Source organism: Paenibacillus jilunlii (assembly GCF_900102965.1).
In the GTDB taxonomy this organism is placed as follows: Bacteria; Bacillota; Bacilli; order Paenibacillales; family Paenibacillaceae; genus Paenibacillus_AQ; species Paenibacillus_AQ jilunlii.
In genome coordinates, this window is sequence record NZ_FNGM01000023.1 from 80,280 (window position 1) to 99,914 (window position 19,635).

General features: G+C 53.0%; 20 protein-coding genes. 14 read left to right on the forward strand and 6 right to left on the reverse strand.

Features of this window, described 5'->3' with window-relative positions:
* Positions 1–10: 10 nt before the first annotated feature.
* Positions 11–841, reverse strand: coding sequence for a MetQ/NlpA family ABC transporter substrate-binding protein (locus BLQ82_RS27390; RefSeq protein WP_062520028.1), 831 nt, complete (start codon positions 839–841; stop codon positions 11–13).
* A gap of 378 nt (positions 842–1,219) precedes the next feature.
* Here BLQ82_RS27390 and BLQ82_RS27395 point away from each other — a divergent pair, with 378 nt between their 5' ends.
* Both BLQ82_RS27395 and BLQ82_RS27400 read left to right on the forward strand, forming a co-directional pair.
* The gene (locus BLQ82_RS27395) at positions 1,220–1,957 is read left to right on the forward strand and encodes a glycerophosphodiester phosphodiesterase (protein ID WP_062520067.1); all 738 of its coding nucleotides are present in this window, start codon (positions 1,220–1,222) and stop codon (positions 1,955–1,957) included.
* A gap of 4 nt (positions 1,958–1,961) precedes the next feature.
* On the forward strand, positions 1,962–3,218 hold the full coding sequence (locus tag BLQ82_RS27400) for an SLC45 family MFS transporter (protein ID WP_062520030.1): 1,257 nt from the start codon (positions 1,962–1,964) through the stop codon (positions 3,216–3,218).
* Between the two features lie 24 nt (positions 3,219–3,242).
* On the opposite strand, the gene BLQ82_RS27405 is transcribed toward BLQ82_RS27400, so the two are convergent.
* From BLQ82_RS27405 to BLQ82_RS27415, 4 genes are all read right to left on the reverse strand, one after another.
* Positions 3,243–4,151, reverse strand: coding sequence for a GGDEF domain-containing protein (locus tag BLQ82_RS27405; RefSeq protein ID WP_062520032.1), 909 nt, complete (start codon positions 4,149–4,151; stop codon positions 3,243–3,245).
* Positions 4,152–4,692: 541 nt separating this feature from the next.
* Entirely contained in the window at positions 4,693–5,136 is a 444-nt protein-coding gene (locus BLQ82_RS27410) for a hypothetical protein (RefSeq protein WP_062520033.1), read from the reverse strand.
* Between the two features lie 24 nt (positions 5,137–5,160).
* A complete protein-coding gene (locus BLQ82_RS33025; protein WP_280117277.1) occupies positions 5,161–5,283 on the reverse strand; it encodes a hypothetical protein in 123 nt (40 codons plus the stop codon).
* A 33-nt stretch (positions 5,284–5,316) separates the two neighbouring features.
* Complete coding sequence (locus BLQ82_RS27415) at positions 5,317–5,901, reverse strand: histidine phosphatase family protein (protein ID WP_062520036.1); 585 nt, start codon at positions 5,899–5,901, stop codon at positions 5,317–5,319.
* A gap of 273 nt (positions 5,902–6,174) precedes the next feature.
* On the opposite strand from BLQ82_RS27415, the gene BLQ82_RS27420 reads away from it, so the two are divergent.
* The 12 genes from BLQ82_RS27420 (at position 6,175) to BLQ82_RS27475 (ending at position 19,269) form a co-directional block, all read left to right on the forward strand.
* Positions 6,175–7,329: a phosphodiester glycosidase family protein gene (locus BLQ82_RS27420; RefSeq protein WP_062520038.1), complete on the forward strand. Its 1,155-nt coding sequence runs from the start codon at positions 6,175–6,177 to the stop codon at positions 7,327–7,329.
* A 195-nt stretch (positions 7,330–7,524) separates the two neighbouring features.
* Complete coding sequence (locus BLQ82_RS27425; protein WP_062520040.1) at positions 7,525–8,223, forward strand: response regulator transcription factor; 699 nt, start codon at positions 7,525–7,527, stop codon at positions 8,221–8,223.
* Positions 8,220–9,218 carry a sensor histidine kinase gene (locus BLQ82_RS27430; protein ID WP_062520042.1) on the forward strand — a complete coding sequence of 333 codons (999 nt, stop codon included), beginning with the start codon at positions 8,220–8,222 and terminating at the stop codon, positions 9,216–9,218. The genes BLQ82_RS27425 and BLQ82_RS27430 overlap by 4 nt, the downstream gene beginning before the upstream one ends.
* A 188-nt stretch (positions 9,219–9,406) precedes the next feature.
* Positions 9,407–10,987, forward strand: a complete 1,581-nt coding sequence (locus BLQ82_RS27435; protein ID WP_062520044.1) for a spore germination protein — start codon at positions 9,407–9,409, stop codon at positions 10,985–10,987.
* Positions 10,984–12,087, forward strand: coding sequence for a GerAB/ArcD/ProY family transporter (locus BLQ82_RS27440; RefSeq protein ID WP_062520045.1), 1,104 nt, complete (start codon positions 10,984–10,986; stop codon positions 12,085–12,087). The genes BLQ82_RS27435 and BLQ82_RS27440 overlap by 4 nt, the downstream gene beginning before the upstream one ends.
* Positions 12,084–13,316, forward strand: a complete 1,233-nt coding sequence (locus BLQ82_RS27445; RefSeq protein ID WP_062520047.1) for a Ger(x)C family spore germination protein — start codon at positions 12,084–12,086, stop codon at positions 13,314–13,316. The genes BLQ82_RS27440 and BLQ82_RS27445 overlap by 4 nt, the downstream gene beginning before the upstream one ends.
* A gap of 12 nt (positions 13,317–13,328) precedes the next feature.
* On the forward strand, positions 13,329–13,562 hold the full coding sequence (locus BLQ82_RS27450; protein ID WP_062520049.1) for a hypothetical protein: 234 nt from the start codon (positions 13,329–13,331) through the stop codon (positions 13,560–13,562).
* A gap of 9 nt (positions 13,563–13,571) precedes the next feature.
* Positions 13,572–14,669, forward strand: a complete 1,098-nt coding sequence (locus tag BLQ82_RS27455) for a GerAB/ArcD/ProY family transporter (RefSeq protein WP_062520050.1) — start codon at positions 13,572–13,574, stop codon at positions 14,667–14,669.
* 159 nt (positions 14,670–14,828) lie between these two features.
* Positions 14,829–15,599 carry an ABC transporter ATP-binding protein gene (locus tag BLQ82_RS27460; protein WP_062520052.1) on the forward strand — a complete coding sequence of 257 codons (771 nt, stop codon included), beginning with the start codon at positions 14,829–14,831 and terminating at the stop codon, positions 15,597–15,599.
* A complete protein-coding gene (locus BLQ82_RS27465; RefSeq protein WP_062520054.1) occupies positions 15,574–17,517 on the forward strand; it encodes an FtsX-like permease family protein in 1,944 nt (647 codons plus the stop codon). Before BLQ82_RS27460 ends, BLQ82_RS27465 begins: the two co-directional genes overlap by 26 nt.
* A 230-nt stretch (positions 17,518–17,747) precedes the next feature.
* Positions 17,748–18,707 (forward strand): helix-turn-helix transcriptional regulator, encoded by a 960-nt coding sequence (locus tag BLQ82_RS27470; RefSeq protein ID WP_062520056.1) that lies wholly within the window; start codon positions 17,748–17,750, stop codon positions 18,705–18,707.
* Between the two features lie 103 nt (positions 18,708–18,810).
* On the forward strand, positions 18,811–19,269 hold the full coding sequence (locus tag BLQ82_RS27475) for an SRPBCC domain-containing protein (RefSeq protein WP_062520059.1): 459 nt from the start codon (positions 18,811–18,813) through the stop codon (positions 19,267–19,269).
* 119 nt (positions 19,270–19,388) lie between these two features.
* Here BLQ82_RS27475 and BLQ82_RS31665 read toward each other — a convergent pair.
* The coding region (locus BLQ82_RS31665; RefSeq protein ID WP_208861956.1) for a hypothetical protein at positions 19,389–19,635 on the reverse strand (247 nt) is incomplete at its 5' end.

The following is a 19,635-nucleotide window of genomic DNA, read 5'->3' on the forward strand; positions in this document are numbered from 1 at the left end:
CGTTCATTTATCAGTTATTGGCCCACGCATCCGGAAGTATAAAGCCGTCGTATTTGTCCTGCGCGTGGATATACTCCTCGAATTCCTTGGATTCATAGGCTGCTTTCAGATCCTTTGCCCATTGGGTATCCAGATCGTCTTTGTTGACAGTTACGGTGACCCGGTGCTGCTCCGGTGTGTTCTCAATCTTCAGCGCTTCGGTAATTTGACGTTTGGCATTGGCAATATAGTTGCCGTTAACCACTCCGTAATCCACATCGGCCAGCGAAACGAGAATCTGGGCGGAGTCCAGCGCTTCCAGCTTCAGCTGATATTTGTCCGGCTCCACACTGCTAAGGTTAAAATCAGTGGTTCCGGCATCGGGTTTAACTTTCACCCAGCCCAGCTCCTCCAGAATCCGCACCGCCCGCTCCTGGTTCACCGGATCATTCGGTATTGCGATAACCGAGCCGTCCTTCACCTCATCAAGCGACTTGTGCTTCTCGGAATACAGCCCCTGCGGCGCACTCGGCACGAAATTCAGCACCGCCATATCCGCACCAATTTCCTTGTTAATGCCCTCCATATACGCGGTACTCTGAAAAATACTGGCATCAATAGAGCCTTCCTTCATCGCCGGGTTGACCTGCATGTTCTGGGAAAAGGTCTTTATCGTCACCTTGTAGCCTTCTTTCTCCAGAATCGGTACAATGCCGAGGCGGAACTGCTCCTCATAAGTGCCTACGCCAAAGCCGACGATGATGTCCTTTTTGTCCGCACCGGCAGCCTCTTTGTTCCCGCACGCGCCAAGCACTACCGACATTCCTACCAATGCTGCAGCTGCCAATGTTCTGATTTTCATGAGCCAAACCCCTTTTCATCTTAAAAAAGTTTCCGAAGGCAAAAACATAGTTCACTTATCGGATTTAAAAGAATTAGTGGTATGATAGCATGGCCAAATTTGAATCGTCAATGAGATTTTCATTACTTTCATGAAATTTTCCAAGCAAATCTTACCTCATTCCTTCCTTAAAAGCAGACGAATAGCCCGCGAATGCAGACCCAAACAGCCCGCTTAATGTTTCATTAACGTCAGCTCAATGTTAAAATTGCCAAATCAGCGCCCTTTCGCTTCCGGCGGACAGGGTTTCCTGCTGTGATGTGGAATATGAAAGAGGAACGCCCGCACCTGCTGCGGCAGATGTACATTTACATTAATGAGACGGAGGAACTGAATGAGATGAACAACATGATTAATTTTGCGCACCGCGGCGCATCTGCGGTCTGCCCGGAGAATACGATGGCAGCATTCCGCAAGGGTCTTGAGCTGGGGGCAACCGGCATTGAAACCGATGTGCAGATGACCCTTGACGGAGAGCTGGTCCTCATTCACGACGAGAGCCTGAACCGCACAACGGATCGCAGCGGATTGGTAAAGGATATAACACTGGGTGAGGTGCTGGAGGCGGATGCCGGATCGTGGTTTGGCGCTGAATTTGCCGGGGAACGGATTCCTGTCCTGGAAGAACTGCTTGATCTGCTGCAAGAACGAGACACCATCCTGAATATCGAACTGAAAAACGGTACCTATCTCTACCCCGGCATGGAGGAAAAATTGATCGCCGCTGTGCGCGAGTATGGCATGAGTGAGCGTATTGTGCTGTCGAGCTTCAACCATTATTCTCTCGCTTACTGCAAATCGCTGGCACCGGAGATCCGCACCGGGATTTTATATGGGGAAGGCTTGTACCGCCCATGGGATTATGCCGCTTCCCTGCAGGCGGATGCGCTGCATGCCTATCATTTGGCCGTGCTGCCGGAGTTTGTAGCCGAGGCGGCGGAGCATGGGGTTGTGTATCATCCATGGACCGTAAATGATCCGGAACGGATGAAATATTTAATTGAGGCCGGTGTGGCGGGGATTATTACCGATGTTCCGGATGTGCTCGCCGGACTGCTGGCATCCAAGGGAGTGTGATGGAGTGAAAAAAGTCTGGCTGCTTGGCTTCGGCTTTTTCAGCATCAGTATTACATGGAGCTTGTACAATGCATTTGTTCCTTTTTTTCTGGAAAAATATGTGCATAGCGTCGCCCTGATCAGCTTCATGATGACCATCGATAACTATTTCGCGCTGTTTCTGCAGCCGTGGATCGGCAACCGCAGCGACCGTACGGCGACCCGCTTCGGGCGCAGAATGCCCTATTTGATGATCGGCATGCCGCTGGCTGCCGTGCTGACTATGTTGATTCCGTTCCACAGCGGACTTTTCACTCTCCTGCTGTTCATGATGCTGATGAATCTGGCCATGAGCCTGTACCGGTCGCCAACTGTAGCGCTGATGCCGGACATCACGCCGGAGCATCAGCGCACCAAGGCCAACGGGCTGATTAACTTCATGGGTGGAGTAGGCTCCATTCTCGCTTTTGGCGCAGGGTCCTATCTTTATGATTTGAGCCCTGTGCTGCCATTTGTGGTGGCTGGCCTGATCACACTCTTGTGCCTGTTTATTGTATCGCGTTTCATTAAGGAGGACCGTGATGGCGTCAATACGGCGGCAGCTAATGCCGCAGCCGGAGCTGTTGCTGACAGGGTTCTTCAGCCGGAGGAGCTCGTTCTTCCCTTGAGCAGGCCTGCACGCGTATCCCTGAAAAAACAGCTGGACCGGACGACAGTCTGGCTGCTGGCGGCTATCTTTTTCTGGTTCGTGGCCTACCAGGGTGTTGAAACACTGTTCACCTTGTACGGCAAACATCATCTTGGTCTTAGTGAGCAGGCGGCTTCCTTCTCGCTTACCTTCTTTTCGCTGGCTTTTGTGATTTTTGCCATTCCGAGCGGCTGGCTGGGCGGACGGTTCGGGAAGAAACAGATCATTATTCTCGGGGTATGCGGGCTGATGGCGGTATTTGCACTCGTAGGCTTTGCGGAAAATGTGCTGCTGCTGCGTGGTCTGCTGCTGCTGGGGGGAATATTCTGGGCTTGCATCAATATTAATTCTTATCCTTTTGTAGTGGCTACAGGAAATGAAGAGAGTATTGGCACGCGGACCGGAATATATTATTTGGTCTCCTCGCTTGCGGCTATTACATCGCCTCCCCTGCTGGGGCTGCTGATTGATCTTACGGATTACTCTGCCCTGTTCTATGCGGCAACCGCCAGTATGGCGTTTGCCCTGGTGTGCCTGCTGCTGATGAAAGGGCGTGCCACAGAAGTGAACACCGTTCATTCCAATAAAGCTTAACCGCGAAAAAACAGAACTCCCTGCTCACGCCCGCATGGAGTTCTGTTTATCGTCAAATCTATTCGTGCTGGAAGCGCTGCTGTGGTGCAGGCTGCCGGAGCTGCCGGCGGGTTTGCTTGGACTGGCACTTTGACCCTGCTTGTGCAGGGAATAGCGGCCGCTGCCCAGCTGCTTGGCGTTGTACATGGCAGAATCGGCTTCGTTGAGCAGTTTCTGGCGGTCGATTCTGCCATGGCTCATGGTAATGCCGATACTGGCTGAAACAAACAATTCATGTTTCTCCAGCTTATAATTCCGGGTCGTCTTCTCCAGAATCCGCAGCGCCAGCTGTTCCGCATCCTTGCGGCTGCAGTGCTTGGCGATGATCACGAATTCATCTCCGCCAATGCGGAAGATATGCCGCTTGCCTTTGCTGGAGAATTGGCTCAGCGTGGTACCAACGGCCTTAAGCAGCAAATCGCCCACATGATGTCCAAGTGTGTCGTTGATCGCTTTGAAGCGGTTCAGATCCAGAAACAGCACCGCGAGCTGCTCGTTAGGCTTGCAATGGTCCCAGAAGTGATCCATGCCGTTCTTGTTCAAAAGACCGATCAAGGAATCACGGTAGGCCAGTTCCTTCAACTGTTCCCGTTCCGCCAGGAGCTGGCGCAGCCGGGAGAACAGGAACAGCATCCCCGCCAGCGTCAGAACATAGAGGGTGAGCGGTAGGAACAGACTTTCACTATCAGGGGCATACTTCGAGAGGGTCTGCATCCCCAGCAGATGCATGACGCTCAATCCGGCGCCTGCAATAAGGATCATGAAGACCGCGCGTACTGCACGGACTTTTTGATTTTTGCCGCCGAATTTTGGGAACAGATGAAACATACTATAGACGGTCAATGCGGCTATAAGCACCGACGATAAGACCAGGATATAATTTCGGGCTTCCATCGTTTACTAGCACTCCCTTTTGCGTGTGAGTAGTTTCGCACTCTGAAGCTGTACTGTACAATAATACACTGAACATTATCTGAACACCACTTTGAACAATCATGGTGAAGGGCCGACGGCATCAGCATTATGCTTATTATCGGCGGCATGACCTCCTTCCTGCATGGGATGTTTTGGAATCCGATGCAGCACACTAAATGTACAAGAAAGGGAAATCATAATTTCCCAGATAGTAAAACGGCTGCGCCGTCCTTCACTGGACAACGCAGCCGTTTTGGATTTCAGTTCAGCGTTCCTGGAGGACCCTCCATGAATTCTGCTCTGCCGTAATTTCAAGTGGAAAAGGTTAACTAATTCGGCTCTAGCACCCTAACTAGTCCACCCGAGCACCTTGTGTTCCGCATGCTAAGTGGAAAAAGGGTAACTAATCTACCCGGGCACCTTGTGTTCCGCATGCTAGGTGGAAAAAGGGTAACTAATTTGGCTCATTTTGCTCCAAACAAGGTAATTTAGCCCAATTAGGTTCCCTTTTTCCAACTAACTAATAACTGATCCCAAAAAATCCGTCCACAGGTGGACGGATTGATATCCTTGATGTGTTGCCAACCGAGATGGCCAGCCGCGCCAATTCAAAGGTATTTCTACCTTTCTTTTGTCCGCCAACAGCTAGCCGGGCCAATTCAAAGGTATTTCTACCTTTCTTTTGTCCGCCAACGGCTAGCCGGGCTAATTCAAAGGTATTTCTACCTTTCTTTTGTCCGCCAACGGACAGCGGGGCTAATTCAAAGGTATTTCTACCCTTCTTTTGTCCGCCGATGGCCAGCCGGGCTAATTCAAAGGTATTTCTACCTTTCTTCTGTCCGCCAACGGCCAGCTGGGCCAATTCAAAGGTATTTCTACCTTTCTTTTGTCCGCCAACGGCCAGCCGGGCCAATTCAAAGGTATTTCTACCTTTCTTTTGTCCGCCAACGGCCAGTCGGGCCAATTCAAAGGTATTTCTACCTTTCTTTTATCCGCCGATGGCCAGCCGCGCCAATTCAAAGGTATTTCTACCTTTCTTTTGTCCGCCGACGGCTAGCCGGGGCACAACCGCCAGCAGCTCCGCCCGCGGGACATTTATTTCCGGCGGCATATAGCCTTGCCCAGACTGCCCAATGTATACCGTTCAGCGATCAGCTTCCATATGTGCCACGCAGTTGTACAGCGCGCAGGTCCAGCCGCTGTCGTCCTTGACGATGTGGGTGATCGAGGTGTTTTTGAGCAGCTCGCCCACATTGAGTCCCGGGACCAGTTTTCGCAGGCTGCTGCGCAGAATGGCGCCATGGCTGACGACGAGGATTCTTTTGCCGGGATGCCGTGCCGCAATTTCCTCGATGGCCCGGCTGCCTCTCTGCTGGCCCGATTCGTCGCTTTCCAGCCCCGTATCCATGCTCTTCCATCCGCTGCCCCAGCGCTGCACACGTTCATCTTCTGTGGTGCCTTCAATCAGACCGCCGTTCATCTCCCGAATCCCCGGTACCTGCCCAGCAACCGGAATACCGAGCCGCTTCGAGATCACCTCCGCTGTCTGTACCGCTCTCAGCAAATCGCTTGAATAGATGTAATCCCACTGCTCCCCGCTCAGACGTTCAGCGATGGCCGCTGCCTGCCGCAGCCCCTCCTCATCAAGCGGATTATCGGTATGCCCCTGAATCCGGCCTTCCTTATTCCATGCTGTGCTGCCGTGCCGAATCAAGCCTATGGTTGTCATTGGGCTGCCCACCTTTATTCATTGTGTATAGTATTCTGTAGATTATAAACCATCGCTGCAGCAGATGCATGCAGACACCGCGGAATCCTAAGGAAAGCGTATGGGAATCATTGACGGTACTTCCGCCTGGTTATATGATGATATGGGCTTGTTTGCCGGAACCCGGCATAATCCATCCCTTTTTTCATGCTGTCCTCTAAAAGAGGCCACGTTTCTATGTCCGTTACTCTACAACGGATAAGTATCATAATTCAAAGGAGATTACTGTTTATTATGAAAAAGCTGTCCATTCTATCCCTCGTTCTCACATTCATGCTCACTGCGCTCCCGGCTCTACCTTCCAGCGCCGCAGCTGCTGCGGCACCCAAAACCGCCGTCTATGTCGACAAGGACAACCACTCCTTCATTCCGCTAAGGTTCCTGAACGGCTTTGCCGGTATTCAGGCAGGCATGGGCGGCCAAACCGGCAAAGACATTACCATCTCCAAAAACGGGACAACTATAGTACTCGCTTCAGGCCAAGCGGCGGCTTCCGTGGGCGGCAAGTCCGTTAAGCTGAATGAGCGGCCTTTTAACAGCAATGGGACAACCTATGTCCCCCTGTCCCTCATCAGCCAAACCTTTGGCCTTCAGTTGGCGTGGAATAAAACTTCCGCTTCCCTTACCTTAGCTGCCGGTGAAACCTCTGCTACCCTGCCTGTGTTAACCGGTGCTCTTATTTCCGCAAGCTCTCCGGCAGTCGTAAGCTCCAGACATACATACAAAGTAGGCGGCAGATCCTTTCCCGTACAGATGGTAACCGTGTCCCTGCTGCATCCCGCGCTCAAGCTGGATGTTGTCCTTGCAGGCAACACTGTAGGCAGGACGGAAGCGCTCGGCAGCATCGCTAAGCGCAGCGGGGCTGTTGCCGCAATTAACGGTACGTTTTTTGACGCCTACACAGCCGGAGCCTACAAAACTCCCTACGGTTATATTATCAGCCGCGGAAAAATGCTGAAGGACAGCCCGGCGGATAAACGGACCGTCTTCGCTTATGACAACAACCTTCTGGCAGAGCTGATTCCGGGCAGCAAATTCATGGAACACTTCAATGCCGGTACTGTCACAGGAGCAATCCAGGCGGGCCCCCGGCTGCTCGTAGACGGTAAAGTGGCGCTGAATGTGGCCGCTGAAGGCTTCCGGGACCCCAAAATATTAACCGGCGGCGGCTCCCGCAGCGCGCTGGGCCTGACCCAAGACCATAAGCTCATCCTTTTGACCTCCGGCGGAGCAACTATCCCCCAATTGGCACAGATCATGAAGCAGGCCGGAGCATATCAGGCGATGAACCTGGATGGCGGCGCATCCAGCGGGCTTTTTTACAGCGGTAAATATCTGACCTCGCCCGGCCGGCTGATCAGCAATGCACTGGTGGTCAAAACCAACTAAGCACTGCCGGTAATCGGGTGCCTTAATCCTTCTATTCCCCCTAGCCTCCATGCACCGGTCTTTCGGACCGGAAGCCATGGAGGCTTTGCTGCAGAAAACGCTCCTTTAAGCAACCGGCTCTCCCCGGGGTCTGTTTAGACTTTGCAAGATTTTCCCTGGACATGTTACTGTATAACTGGATAAAGGAGTGAACTCATGGAAACGATTCTGATTGTTGAGGATGACGCCAAGCTGGCGGATCTGCTGGATGCCTATCTCTCCAAATATGACTTCCATACGGTAGTTGTGGAGGATTTTAACAGAGTGTTGGAGACTTTTGAGCGAGCGGCTCCCAGCCTAGTGCTCCTGGATGTCAATCTCCCCAGATATGACGGGTTCTATTGGTGCCGCCAGCTGCGCAAGTCCTCGCTGTGCCCGATTCTGTTCATCTCCGCCCGTGACAGCGGGATGGATCAGGTCATGGCGCTGGAGAACGGCGGCGACGATTACATTACCAAACCCTTTCAATACGAGGTAGTGCTGGCCAAAATCCGCAGCCATCTGCGCAGAGCCTACGGCTCGTATGCCCAGAACCAGGAGGAGCGCAAGCTGGAGACGGGTGGCCTTACCCTTTTGCCGGAAAGGTATGTCATCCAGTACGCCGGTCAATCCGCAGAGCTTACCCAGAAGGAAGCCGTGCTGCTGGAAGCGTTAATGCTCAAGGAAGGGCGTGTAGTCACCCGTGAACGGCTGCTTGATCTGATGTGGGAGGACCAGCATTTTATTGATGACAATACCTTAAATGTATATATTACGCGGGTGCGGAAGAAGCTCAAAGATCTGGGGCTTGAGGAAATCGTGGAAACGGTCAGAGGCGCGGGCTACAGGCTGAACGCTTCCGGTGACAGCCGGTGAGGCTGTTCCTCAAGGACCAGCGGCCGCTGCTGCTCTTTTATCTGCTGCAGATGATCCTCGTTCCGGTTCTGTATTATTTGTCCGGCGAATCCAGGCCGCTGTCAATCATCCTGTATGGAATGGCACTTAGCGCTGCGGTTATTCTGGTCTATCTGGTGTACAGATATATCCAGCATCATAAGCTGTACAGCCGCCTTACCCAGCCGGCCGCCGCCCCCGGTGAGCTCCCTGCTCCGCTGGACGACGCCCCGCTGCCCGAAGCCGTGAGCGAACTGCTCCAGGTGACCCACCGCCACTATCAGGAGCAGCTTCAGAGCCATGTCAGCCGGATGGATCAGCATATTATTTTTATGAACCGCTGGGTACACCAGATGAAGACTCCGCTGTCCGTTATTCAGCTTACGCTGCAGGAGCTGGACGATGAGGCGGCAGGCAGCATTCAGGAAGAGCTCGAACGGCTGCGCAAAGGGCTGGAGATGGTCATTTACACCTCCCGCCTGGAGCGGTTTGAGGATGACTTCCAGGTGGAATCTCTGCCGCTGCGCAGAATCATCAGCGAAGCGGTAGCCGAGAACCGCAGGCTGTTCATCCGCAGAGGCATCAAGGTTGATATCCGGGTGGATGAGGGCCTGACCGTATACAGCGATGCCAAATGGCTGATGTTCATGCTGACCCAGATTCTGGTCAATGCCGTGAACTATACTTCCGGATCAGGCAAAACCGTTGCCGTCACGGCACGGGCTACAGACAAAGATATCATCCTTGAAATTACGGATCAGGGCATCGGCATTTCCTCTGAAGATCTGAAAAGGGTATTTAATCCCTATTTCACGGGTGAGCGCGGACGGCAGTATCATGAATCGACCGGGATGGGCCTGTACCTGGTCCGCGAAATTTGCAGCCGTCTCGGCCATAAGGTCGGGCTCGAGTCCCGGCCCGGAGAGGGAACGACGGTTAGAATTATTTTTAACGCAGCTGCCAGACTGGAGAAGTAAGCGGAACTGGCCTCCAAAAAGACCAGACATGAGGTCCGAGACCCAGCCTTCACGGCTGGGGCCGGACCTTTTTTGGCGTGTCCGGTTTGACGTATACAGTTACACTCTCATTCGGCAGAATAAGGAATTGAAGGCCCGGGGATAATAACGCCAAAGAATCCAGATTCCAGCAGAACGGAGGCGTTACGATGCCAGGCAACCCGCAGCGGACCAACCCCAACAAGAGCGACAATGCAGAACAATCCGTACCCGCCCCGTTTCCTCTTGATCCTTCTCTGGAGGTGAATTTGCAGGTGCTCAGCCATCGGATTGGCCAGAGCTCGGATATTGTGGTCCGCAGATTTACCAATGAGTCGTTGAGCTCGCTAGAGCTGGCCTTTATCTATATTGACGGGCTGGTCAACGCCGACGTGGTCAACCAGGGTGTACTTCAACCCTTGCTGGAAACGGTCCAGCTAAAAAGCGAATTCATCAGTGCCACTGATGCCTTCCAGATGATTAAGACTCAAATATTGCCCATTGGAGGGGTTAAAGAAGGCAACACCCTGGAAGCACTCCTGCCCATGCTGTTCGACGGCTATACCTTAATTCTGCTAGAGGGGCTTCAGGTCGGAATGGCTGCGGATACCTCCGGTTGGGAGAAACGCAGCATCAATGAGCCAACCTCCCAAGGTGTCATCCGGGGACCCAAAGAAGGGTTCACCGAAAGCCTGCGGACAGGCACCTCCATGCTGCGGCGCAGACTGAAAACCCCTGATCTGCGCATTGAGGAGTATAAAATCGGCCAGCGCACCCAGACCGGAGTGGCCCTGGTCTATTTGGAGGGCATCGCAAGTGAGCAGGTGCTGAAGGAAATCCGCCGCCGCCTGAATGCAATCAATACTGACAGCATTCTGGAGAGCAACTATATTGAGGAATTTATCCAGGATGGCGGTCTGACTCCGTTTCCCACGATACAGAATACGGAGCGCCCCGACGCGATGGCCGGGGGCATTCTGGAAGGGCAGGTCGGAATCATTATTGACGGTACGCCCTTTGCGCTGCTTGCACCGTCCACATTCTTCAACTTCTTTCAGTCCAGCGAGGACTACTATCAGCGTTATGATATCTCCTCCTTCCTGCGGCTGATCCGGTATTCGGCATTTTTTGTATCTATGCTGCTGCCTGCTCTATATATCGCTGTCACCACCTTTCATCAGGAAATGCTGCCGACCACACTCCTGATCAGCCTTGCCGCACAGCGGGAGGGAGTTCCGCTCCCGGCGCTGGCGGAGGCGCTGCTGATGGAGCTGACCTTCGATGTGCTGCGCGAAGCAGGGGTGCGCATGCCGCGCACCATCGGCCCGGCAATTTCCATCGTAGGCGCCCTGGTGCTGGGACAAGCTGCGGTTCAGGCCGGACTTGTTTCAGCCGCAATGGTAATTGTTGTATCTTTTACTGCCATCTCCAACTTTGTGATTCCTTCGCTGGCGATCGCCAACTCGATCCGGCTCATCCGTTTTGTCATGATGTTTATCGCCGCGACCCTGGGGCTCTTTGGCATTATGTCCTTTTTGATGGTGCTGCTGATTCACATGGCCGGATTGCGTTCGTTTGGTGTGCCGTACCTGTCGCCGGTGGCTCCAATGGTTCCGCGCTACCTTAAGGATATCTTTATCCGTGTGCCGCTCTGGGACATGACAATGCGTCCCAAGACCATCCTGGGCGAAGAAACACGCCGACAAGGTGAACATCAACAGCCCAAGCCGCAAGGGGAGGACCCCGTATGAATAGAAAAGTCGGCACTACCCAGGCAGCTATGCTGATTGTCAACACGATACTGCCCACTGCCACTGTCGTGCTTCCCGCAATTATCAGCAACTATGCGGAACAGGATGCGCCGCTTGCTATTCTGCTGTCCGCCTTTTTCGGGCTCCTCATCGCATATATTGTCGGCAGCGCTGTCCGCTGTACCAACGGCGCCCCGTTCCTGACATGGGTCGGCGAAAAAAGCTCGCCCGCAATTGCTGCAGTCCTGGGCCTCTTTATGCTGCAGTTCTACCTGGACACTTCCACAACAATTCTGCGTGAATTCGTCAATTTCCTGAAGGACAATGTACTCATCAATACACCGATTTCGATCCTTTGCGTATTGATTCTGCTCATTACTATTTATATGGTAAGACAAGGCCTGGAAGCCATCGCCCGGGTGAACAGCCTGGTAATCCTCTTGTACTTGTTATTTGTGCCGCTATATATATTCGGCTTGACTGACGAGATGAATGTGCACCAGCTGCTGCCGATGTTCGATCATTCTCTGGCTGAGCTGACCCTTGCCAGCATTACTCCAACTACGTGGATGTCCGAAGTGGCCGTGCTGCTGTTCCTGGCGCCGTATCTGCAATCTCCGCAGAAGGCCCGGATCATTGGCTGGACCGGTCTGATTTTTGTTGCCATGCTGATGATGTTCTCCCTCATCATTGCGCTGATGGTGTTTGGTCCTGACCTTATCAGGCTCAGTGCGTATCCCGGTTTCTCAGCCGCCAGCATCGTACATCTCGGAAGATTTATCGAGAAACTGGATATTCTCTTCATTTCTTACTGGGTATTGTCTATCTACGTGAAATTTTCGATTTTTCTGTTTGCTACCGTAGAGTGCTTCAAGCAAACCTTCAGGGTGGGCAGCAGCCGGCCTTTTATCGGCACCTTGGGTCTGCTTATCGTTCTGGAATGCCTGTATACCTGGCAGAGTACAGAGAAACTAAACCTCTATAACAAGGAAGGGCGTTTTCTGGTTTTCTTCCTCTTTAATGTACTCGTTCCTTTGGGGGCGGTTGGACTGGACCGGTTCACGAAGGCTAAAACCAAGCGGAAAGGATGGGGAGCATGAATATTTCAAAAAAAAACCTCATTTGCCTGCTGTGTCTTCCCCTTTTGTCCACACTGCTGTCCGGATGCTGGGACGACCGCGAGCTGAGCGAGCTTGGCATTACCTCCGGTTCTGCCTACGACTGGGAGGATAACCAGTGGAAGGCCACTTACCAGGTAATCAACCCTTCTTCTGGCGCCAGCAGTACGGGGGGCACCGGGGGCGGAAGCACCAGTTCGCCTCCATTCGTCACCTTTACGGTCAAGGGGAAGACCATTATGGAGGCGGTTGAAAAAACCAACCTGACCAGCACACGTCAAATGTTCTTCTCCCATTCGCGGATTACCGTGCTGGGCGAAAGTCTGGCCAGACAAGGTGTCAATCAATTAATTGATATGTTCCTGCGCAAGCAGGACGCCCGTGAAACCGTCTATGTATTTATTGCCAAAGGCGAAGCCGGCGATATTCTGGATCAGCTCATGCAGCTGACCAAAAACCAGGGAGCCGGCATCCAGTTGATGATAGAGCAGGAATCCCGGCTAGTATCCTATTACCCCGGCATACGGATGTTCGAGCTTGCGATGGCCCTTTCTTCCGAATCAGGCAGTGCGATCCTTCCAGAAATCCTCCTTACCGGACGGGAGGTTATGGACGAAACGCAAGAAACCGGACGAACTGACCTGAAGACCCGGCTGGCTCTGGGAAGGCTGGGCGTGCTGAAGGGCGAGAAGCTGGTCGGCTGGCTCAGCCAAAAGCAGGCCTTCGGCTTGTCCTTTATGACGGACAAAATCAAGACGGCAACAATCGTCTTTCCGTCCAAGCCCGAATCCGGCGACAAGCCGGATGCCTCCTTTGTCCTCCAGAAATCCAGGACGACGGTTCATCCGAAATGGGAGAATGACCATTATGTTATCGATATCCATATAAAAGGCAGCGGGGTGTTAAGCGAACTCGGCAGCGTCATGGATCTGAACGAGCGGGCTTCGATTACAGAGATGGAGCAAGCTCTCGAACAGCAGGTGCTGGAACTGGTGGACAACTCCTGGAAGGAGGTCAGGAAGCTGGGTGCCGATGTCACCGGCTTCGCAATCAAAATCCACCGCAGTGACCGCAAACGCTTCAAGCAGATCCGGAAGGACAAGAACTGGGACCGCGTATTCCAGGAGATCGAAATCCGGCCACATGTATCGATGAAAATTGAACGGACGGGGCTCAGCAATAAATCCTTCAAATCTGTTCACGAGAAATAAAGGAGCTTGTCTATGAAAATAGCTGTAATTCTGGGGCTCTATATCCTCGCTTTCTGGCGGGGTTGCGCCCTGCTGCAGGGACGAGGGCGCAAACTGCACAGGCTATGGTTCGGCTGTATATTGGTTTATTGTGCCTATGTTCATATTTGCGGCATTACGGAAACTCCGCATTTCGGCGTGTCTACGCTATATATCGCATACTTCCAGCCTGCGGGCCGGGCAATCATCAAGTGGTTAGGAGGCTGACCCTATAACATGCACAACAAGGAGCAGGTGTCTACCCTGCAGCTCTCTTTCATGATCATGCTGTTTGAAATCGGCAGCACACCGCTGTTTCTGCTTGGCGGGAAGGCCAAACAAGACTCCTGGCTGGCGATGTGCACCGGCTCGGCAGCAGGTCTGGTTCTGCTGATGCTTCTGCTGTGGATTCAATACCGTTCTCAGCACAACGACCTTATCGGCATGCTCGCCCTTCACCTTGGAAAGATTGCCGGTTCAGCCGTCGGCGGAATGTACAGCCTGTATTTCGCCTACCAGTCGATGCGCAATGTCCGTGATCTGGGTGAACTGACCGCGCTGACCATGCTGCCGAACTCACCGATGTCCGTTACGATGCTGATTTTTGTCGGGATTGCCCTTTACGCCATCTGGAAAGGGACCGAGGTGGTCTTCCGCCTGCCGGAGGTCCTGCTGCCGGTGGTGCTGTCTTTTTATGCTGTGCTTGTTCTTCTGCTCGGAATCATGGGCTCCCTGGACTTCAACCAGTTGGCGCCTGTTTTGGAGAACGGATTTAAGCCGATTGCGGACGCTGCGCTGCCCGATATTGTCTCCTTCCCCTTTGGGCAGATGATTGTATTCCTGATGCTGTGGTCCTTATGGGACAAACCGGGGGTTCCGGTAAAAAACACCGTGGCAGCTTATCTCCTCATCAGCATATTTCTGATTTTCATGAACGCACTTAATGTAGCCGTTCTCGGGCCGGGCATTGCAGGGAGCAGTCAACTGCCCTTTTTAAAAACCGTACGCACCCTGTCGAGTCTCAAGTTTATCGAACGCCTGGACATTCTGGTTACCATTCAGCTTTTTATCGGTTTGCTGATCAAGATGATGCTGTTCTACTTCTGTTCTGTGAAGGCCATAGCCGAGCTGACCGGAAAATCCGCCAAATGGTGGGTATTCCCCGTAGGCGCGGTCATTTATGGTGCTTCCTTTCTGGAAAGAGACTATACACAGCATATTGCCATTGGCCTTGGACCCAGTCTGAAAATCGATCCTGTATTTCAGGTGGCGATCCCTCTGCTGCTGGCGGTTTCCATTCTGCTGCGGAGCTGGTTTGCGCGGTCCTCCTCTTAATGTACGAACATATCCTTAAACGGCCCGTAAGAATTCATTAAGGTAAATCCATAGCTTACCGGATGTCCATCCTGTACACTCGGAAACAGAGGCGAAACATTAAGCATGTCCGCACCAGATTAGGGTGACTCATGTTTCCGACAGGAAGGAAGGAATGAAATGAACGTACTGGAAGTAACCGCTCTTAACAAAGTGTATCCGGGCAAAGTTAATACCCAGGCCCTCACCGATATTCATCTCAGCATTGAACAAGGCGAGTTCGTTGGCATTATGGGGCCGTCTGGCAGCGGTAAGACCACCCTGCTTAACATGGTTTCCACCATTGACCAGCCTTCTTCGGGCGTGGTGAACATCGGAGGCAGCAATCCCTATCTCATGAATAAAAAGGAGCTGGCCCTGTTCCGCCGCAGGCAGCTTGGCTTCGTCTTTCAGGATTTCAATCTTCTGGAGACGCTGACCGTAGCTGAGAACATCGTTCTCCCCTTGACCCTGGACAACCGCAAACTGGCCGAAATGGACGCGCTGCTGCAAAAGGTTGCGGACCGGCTGAACATCAAGGATATTCTGAATAAGCGGACCTATGAAATCTCCGGCGGACAGCGCCAGCGCACGGCGATTGCCCGGGCAATCATCACTTCCCCCGCGATTATACTGGCCGATGAACCTACAGGTGCGCTCGATTCCAATTCCTCACGGATCGTGATGGAATCGCTGGAGGACATCAACCGTAAGGAAGGCACCACACTGATGCTGGTCACCCATGATCCGCTGGCGGCAAGCTACTGCAACCGCATTGTCTTCATCAAGGATGGCAAGCTGGCGGCGGAAATTCACCGCGGAGACAACCGCCAGGCCTTCTTCCAGAAGATTATCGACACACTTTCATTCTGGGGAGGGAACACGCATGAGCTTTCCTCAATTCGCGTTTAACAATGTGCGGCGGAATGCGCGTGCGTATATGGCTTTTTTTCTCAGCAGCGCCTTCATGGTCATGATCTTCTTCTCTTATGCAGTGTTTATGTACCATCCTGGCGTTACGTCTGTAGAGATGGGTGAGAATTCGGCTGCCGGAATGAAAATTGCTTCTTTCATTGTGTTCATCTTTGCTTTCTTCTTCGTGATGTATTCCATCAGCGCCTTTCTGAAGCTGCGCAACCAGGAATTCGGCATTCTGATGATCCTTGGCGCACGTCCGGGACAGATCAACCGCCTGATTCTGCTGGAAAATATGCTGATCGGCCTGCTGTCGATCGTAACCGGGATGGCCGCCGGCATGCTGCTGTCGAAGCTGTTTCTGCTCCTGAGCACCACGGCTATGGGCATTGACAATCTGCCGTTCTACTGGCCGGTTAAGGCGCTGGTTATGACCTCTGTTGCTTTTGTTGCCCTTTTCCTGGTCAATTCTGTATTCACGTTCCTGTTCATTCGCAAAAATCAGGTGCTTGAGCTGCTGAAGGGCAGCGTGAAGCCGAAAAAGGAGCCCAAGGTCTCCTGGCTGCTGTCACTGCTCGGACTGGCCCTGCTGACTGCGGGTGCTTATGCCATCTGGACACCGTTATCGCCTCTATCCCTGCTGGCCGCTGCTGTTACGGGAATTCCCGGTACTTATTTCTTCTATTCGCAGCTGTCTGTGCTGGGGATGCGCCTGCTGAAGATCAGCCGCAAACGGGTGTGGCGGGGAACTAATCTGCTTTGGATTTCAGAGATGAGCTACAAAATTAAGGACAATGCCCGGATGCTGTTTCTGGTCACAGTCGTTACCTCTCTGGCCTGTATGGCTGCGGGATTCCTGCTGTCCATCAGCCAGGCGAACCGGACGAGTTATATGAACAGCCCGTTCGGGATGATCTACACTATCTATGACCGCGGGACTGCTGCTGAAACCGGAAGACAGAAAATCCTCAGCACACTGGAGCAAAACGGGATCAAATATACAGAGAACAAGGTTAATTTCATCCGCAGTTCTATTAAAGACCAAAGGGACAAGTTCAATAGTGTTATGCTGCTCCCCCTTTCCCGCTTCAATCAGCTCGCCGGGCAAATAGAGTCTGCCGGACTGCCTCCACTGACGGACGGGGAAGCTGTGCTGCTGCTTAATCCCCGGTATAGCGACGTCAAGTTCGATTCGGGCCAGATGGTATCTTTACCGGCTCCAAAGGAAGGGAAGCTGGCCTTGAAGCAGGTTCAAAAGCCAAAGGTGATGCCTTTCGGCCAATATACCGCACCTGTATTAATCGTGAGCGATGGTTATTATAAACAAGCCGCCGCTGCTGCTGACCGTTCCAACCTGCTGGAGTATTATTTCTACAAAATCCCGGCATGGGGCGATGCGCTGCCCAAAGCAGGTGAACCGGAAACCGTCATTTCAGGCGAACTGGAGACATGGAGCCGGGACTGGAACTTTGCCAATGACAACTGGGATACCCTAATCAGCACTTCGGCGGGCGACTATATGGCCTCAAAGCAGGGAACATCCATGCTCAGCTTCATCGGCATTTTTATCGCCCTGATCTTCTCACTGTCGTCTGCCAGCTTCCTCTATTTCAAGCTGCATACGGAGCTGAACGCTGACATGAAAATGTACCATTCTCTGTCCAAAATAGGCCTGAGCGTCAGAGAAATGTCGGCAGCCGCGACCCGCCAGATCGCCTTGCTGTTCTATATTCCTATTCTTATCGCTGCGGTGCAGACGCTGGTGGTCATCCGTCCGGTGCTGTATCAGATTAACATCCAAAATGTCACGATGCCGGTTCTGGTAACGGCTGCAGCCTTTTTGGCGGTACAGACGGTATATTTCATCATTGTCCGGTCCCGCTATGTTCATAGTCTGAAGAAAATGATGGTGTAGAACCCCTGTCCCTGACTGGTCCTGTGCCCTTGGGCAACGAAACCGGCATTTCCAGCTGACAACCGTCTGCCGTATTTCTTGCCCATATTCACCGCACATTGCGGATGCTGCTTATGCCGGTTGGACGGCAAGCCGTGGCGAATATCGCCTATCCCGGGTTGGACGGCAAGCCGTGATACAGGTACACTGGCTATATGGAAACAGCCAATGATTAAGGGGGTTACGGACGTATGTCCAAGGCCGATTACATGTTGTCTATTCTGTGGATGCTGCAGCAGCACAAAAGAACCGCTGCTGAGCTGGCCGGGGAACTGGAGCTGAGTGTGCGCTCAGTCTACCGCTATATTGACGCCCTCTGCGCCAGCGGTGTTCCCGTCATCGCGGATGCCGGCCCGGGCGGCGGCTATAGCCTGCCGGAGCATTTCAGCGCGGCTCCGCTGTTCTTCGACGCCGGGGAACGGCGGGCGCTCGTACAGGCCTCGGCCTTTGCAAGGGGAAGCGGCTATCCCTATGAGCAGGCATTAGACGGGGCGATTGCCAAGCTTAAGCGTTACAGCAATGCTGAACAGCTCTCGCACATAGAGCGCCACGAGAGCGGTCTGGAGACGCTGCATTCGCCGGGTGCCCCGCTTGCGCAGCTGCTGGAAGAGCTTGAGGCCTGTACGGCAGACAGCCTGACGCTGGAGATGGAATACCGCAAAGGCAACGGCGGCCTTCCATCCTCCCGCTGTATTGATCCTTATGGACTCGTGTTATGGAAAGGCCAGTGGTACCTGACCGGGTTCTGCCATCAGCGCCAGGCGATCCGCAGCTTCCGGGTGGACCGGATCGCCGATCTGCGCAGGACGGGGGCAGACTTCATCCGCCCCGCCAGCTTCTCGGCACGCGAGTTCCTGCTGCAGAGCCTTCTGCCCGGCCAGGACAATCCGGCGGAGCTGACCGCGGTTGTCATTTCAGCCGCAGAGGCCGTATTAAATGATCTCTGCAGCCATTGGCTGTTCGGGCATACCCTGGAGCAGCGAAGGGAGAACACAGCAAGGTTCCTGCTCGATGAGGCCACTTTATACAGCTACGCTCCGTACTTTCTGCTGCCCTACGGCAAAGCGCTGGCCATTCAGGAACCGGCTGCCTTGAAGAAGAAGCTCGCTGAAGTGACCGCAGATCTTACAGCCTATTACAACGAATCTTAGATTTCCTCCTGGATCACTGACCATAACTGTCAGTGATCTTTTGTTATAGTGAAGACAGGCTTAAGGCCGTATGAAAATACACTTCCAGGGAGGAACAAATGATATGAACGAATTGAAATATGAATTTTATATTGCCGGTACCCCGGCCCAGGTGTGGGATGCCTTGGTCTCCCCCGGACAGGTACAACAAATCTATTATGGCAGTGTAATCCGCTCCAGCTTCAATCCGGGAGAACTGCTGGAATATGTCGGTCCTGGAGCGGAAGGCGATGAGACTGTGCATGTGTATGGAACGCTGCTGGAATATATCCCGGAGCAGGTGCTGAGCTTCACGCACAAAGTAGGCCCTTCCTACCTGAAAGACAGAGAAAACTATGAGTCACGCATCTCCTGGCGGCTGGAGCCGGAAGGAGCCTGCACCCGCTTGACACTCATACACGATAACTGGCACCCGGACGACCCTGCCTATGCAGCCAGCGACAGCGCCTGGTGGCATATCTTAAGCAACACCAAAACCCTGGTCGAAACGGGCCGCACCCTGGATTTCGGCAGCTGGGAATAGCTGACGGGAACATGCAGGAGCTGTATTCCCTCTTCAAGCATCCAGCTGCTTGCTTAAGCTCAAGCACCCAGTGCACCTGCCGTCGGCAAGGTACACTGGGCGTTCGGCCTGAAAGCGGCTCAATCAAAGGTACTTTTACCTCTCATTTCACTCAGACGCCCACTTCTGACCAATTCAAAGGTACTTTTACCTTTCATTTCACTCAGACGCCCACTTCTGGCCAAATCAAAGGTACTTTTACCTCTCATTTCCCTCAGACGCTCACTTCTGACCAAATCAAAGGTACTTTTACCTCTCATTTCACTCATTCGCCCACTTTTAGCCAATTCAAAGGTACTTTTACCTCTCCTTTCCCTCAGTCGCCCA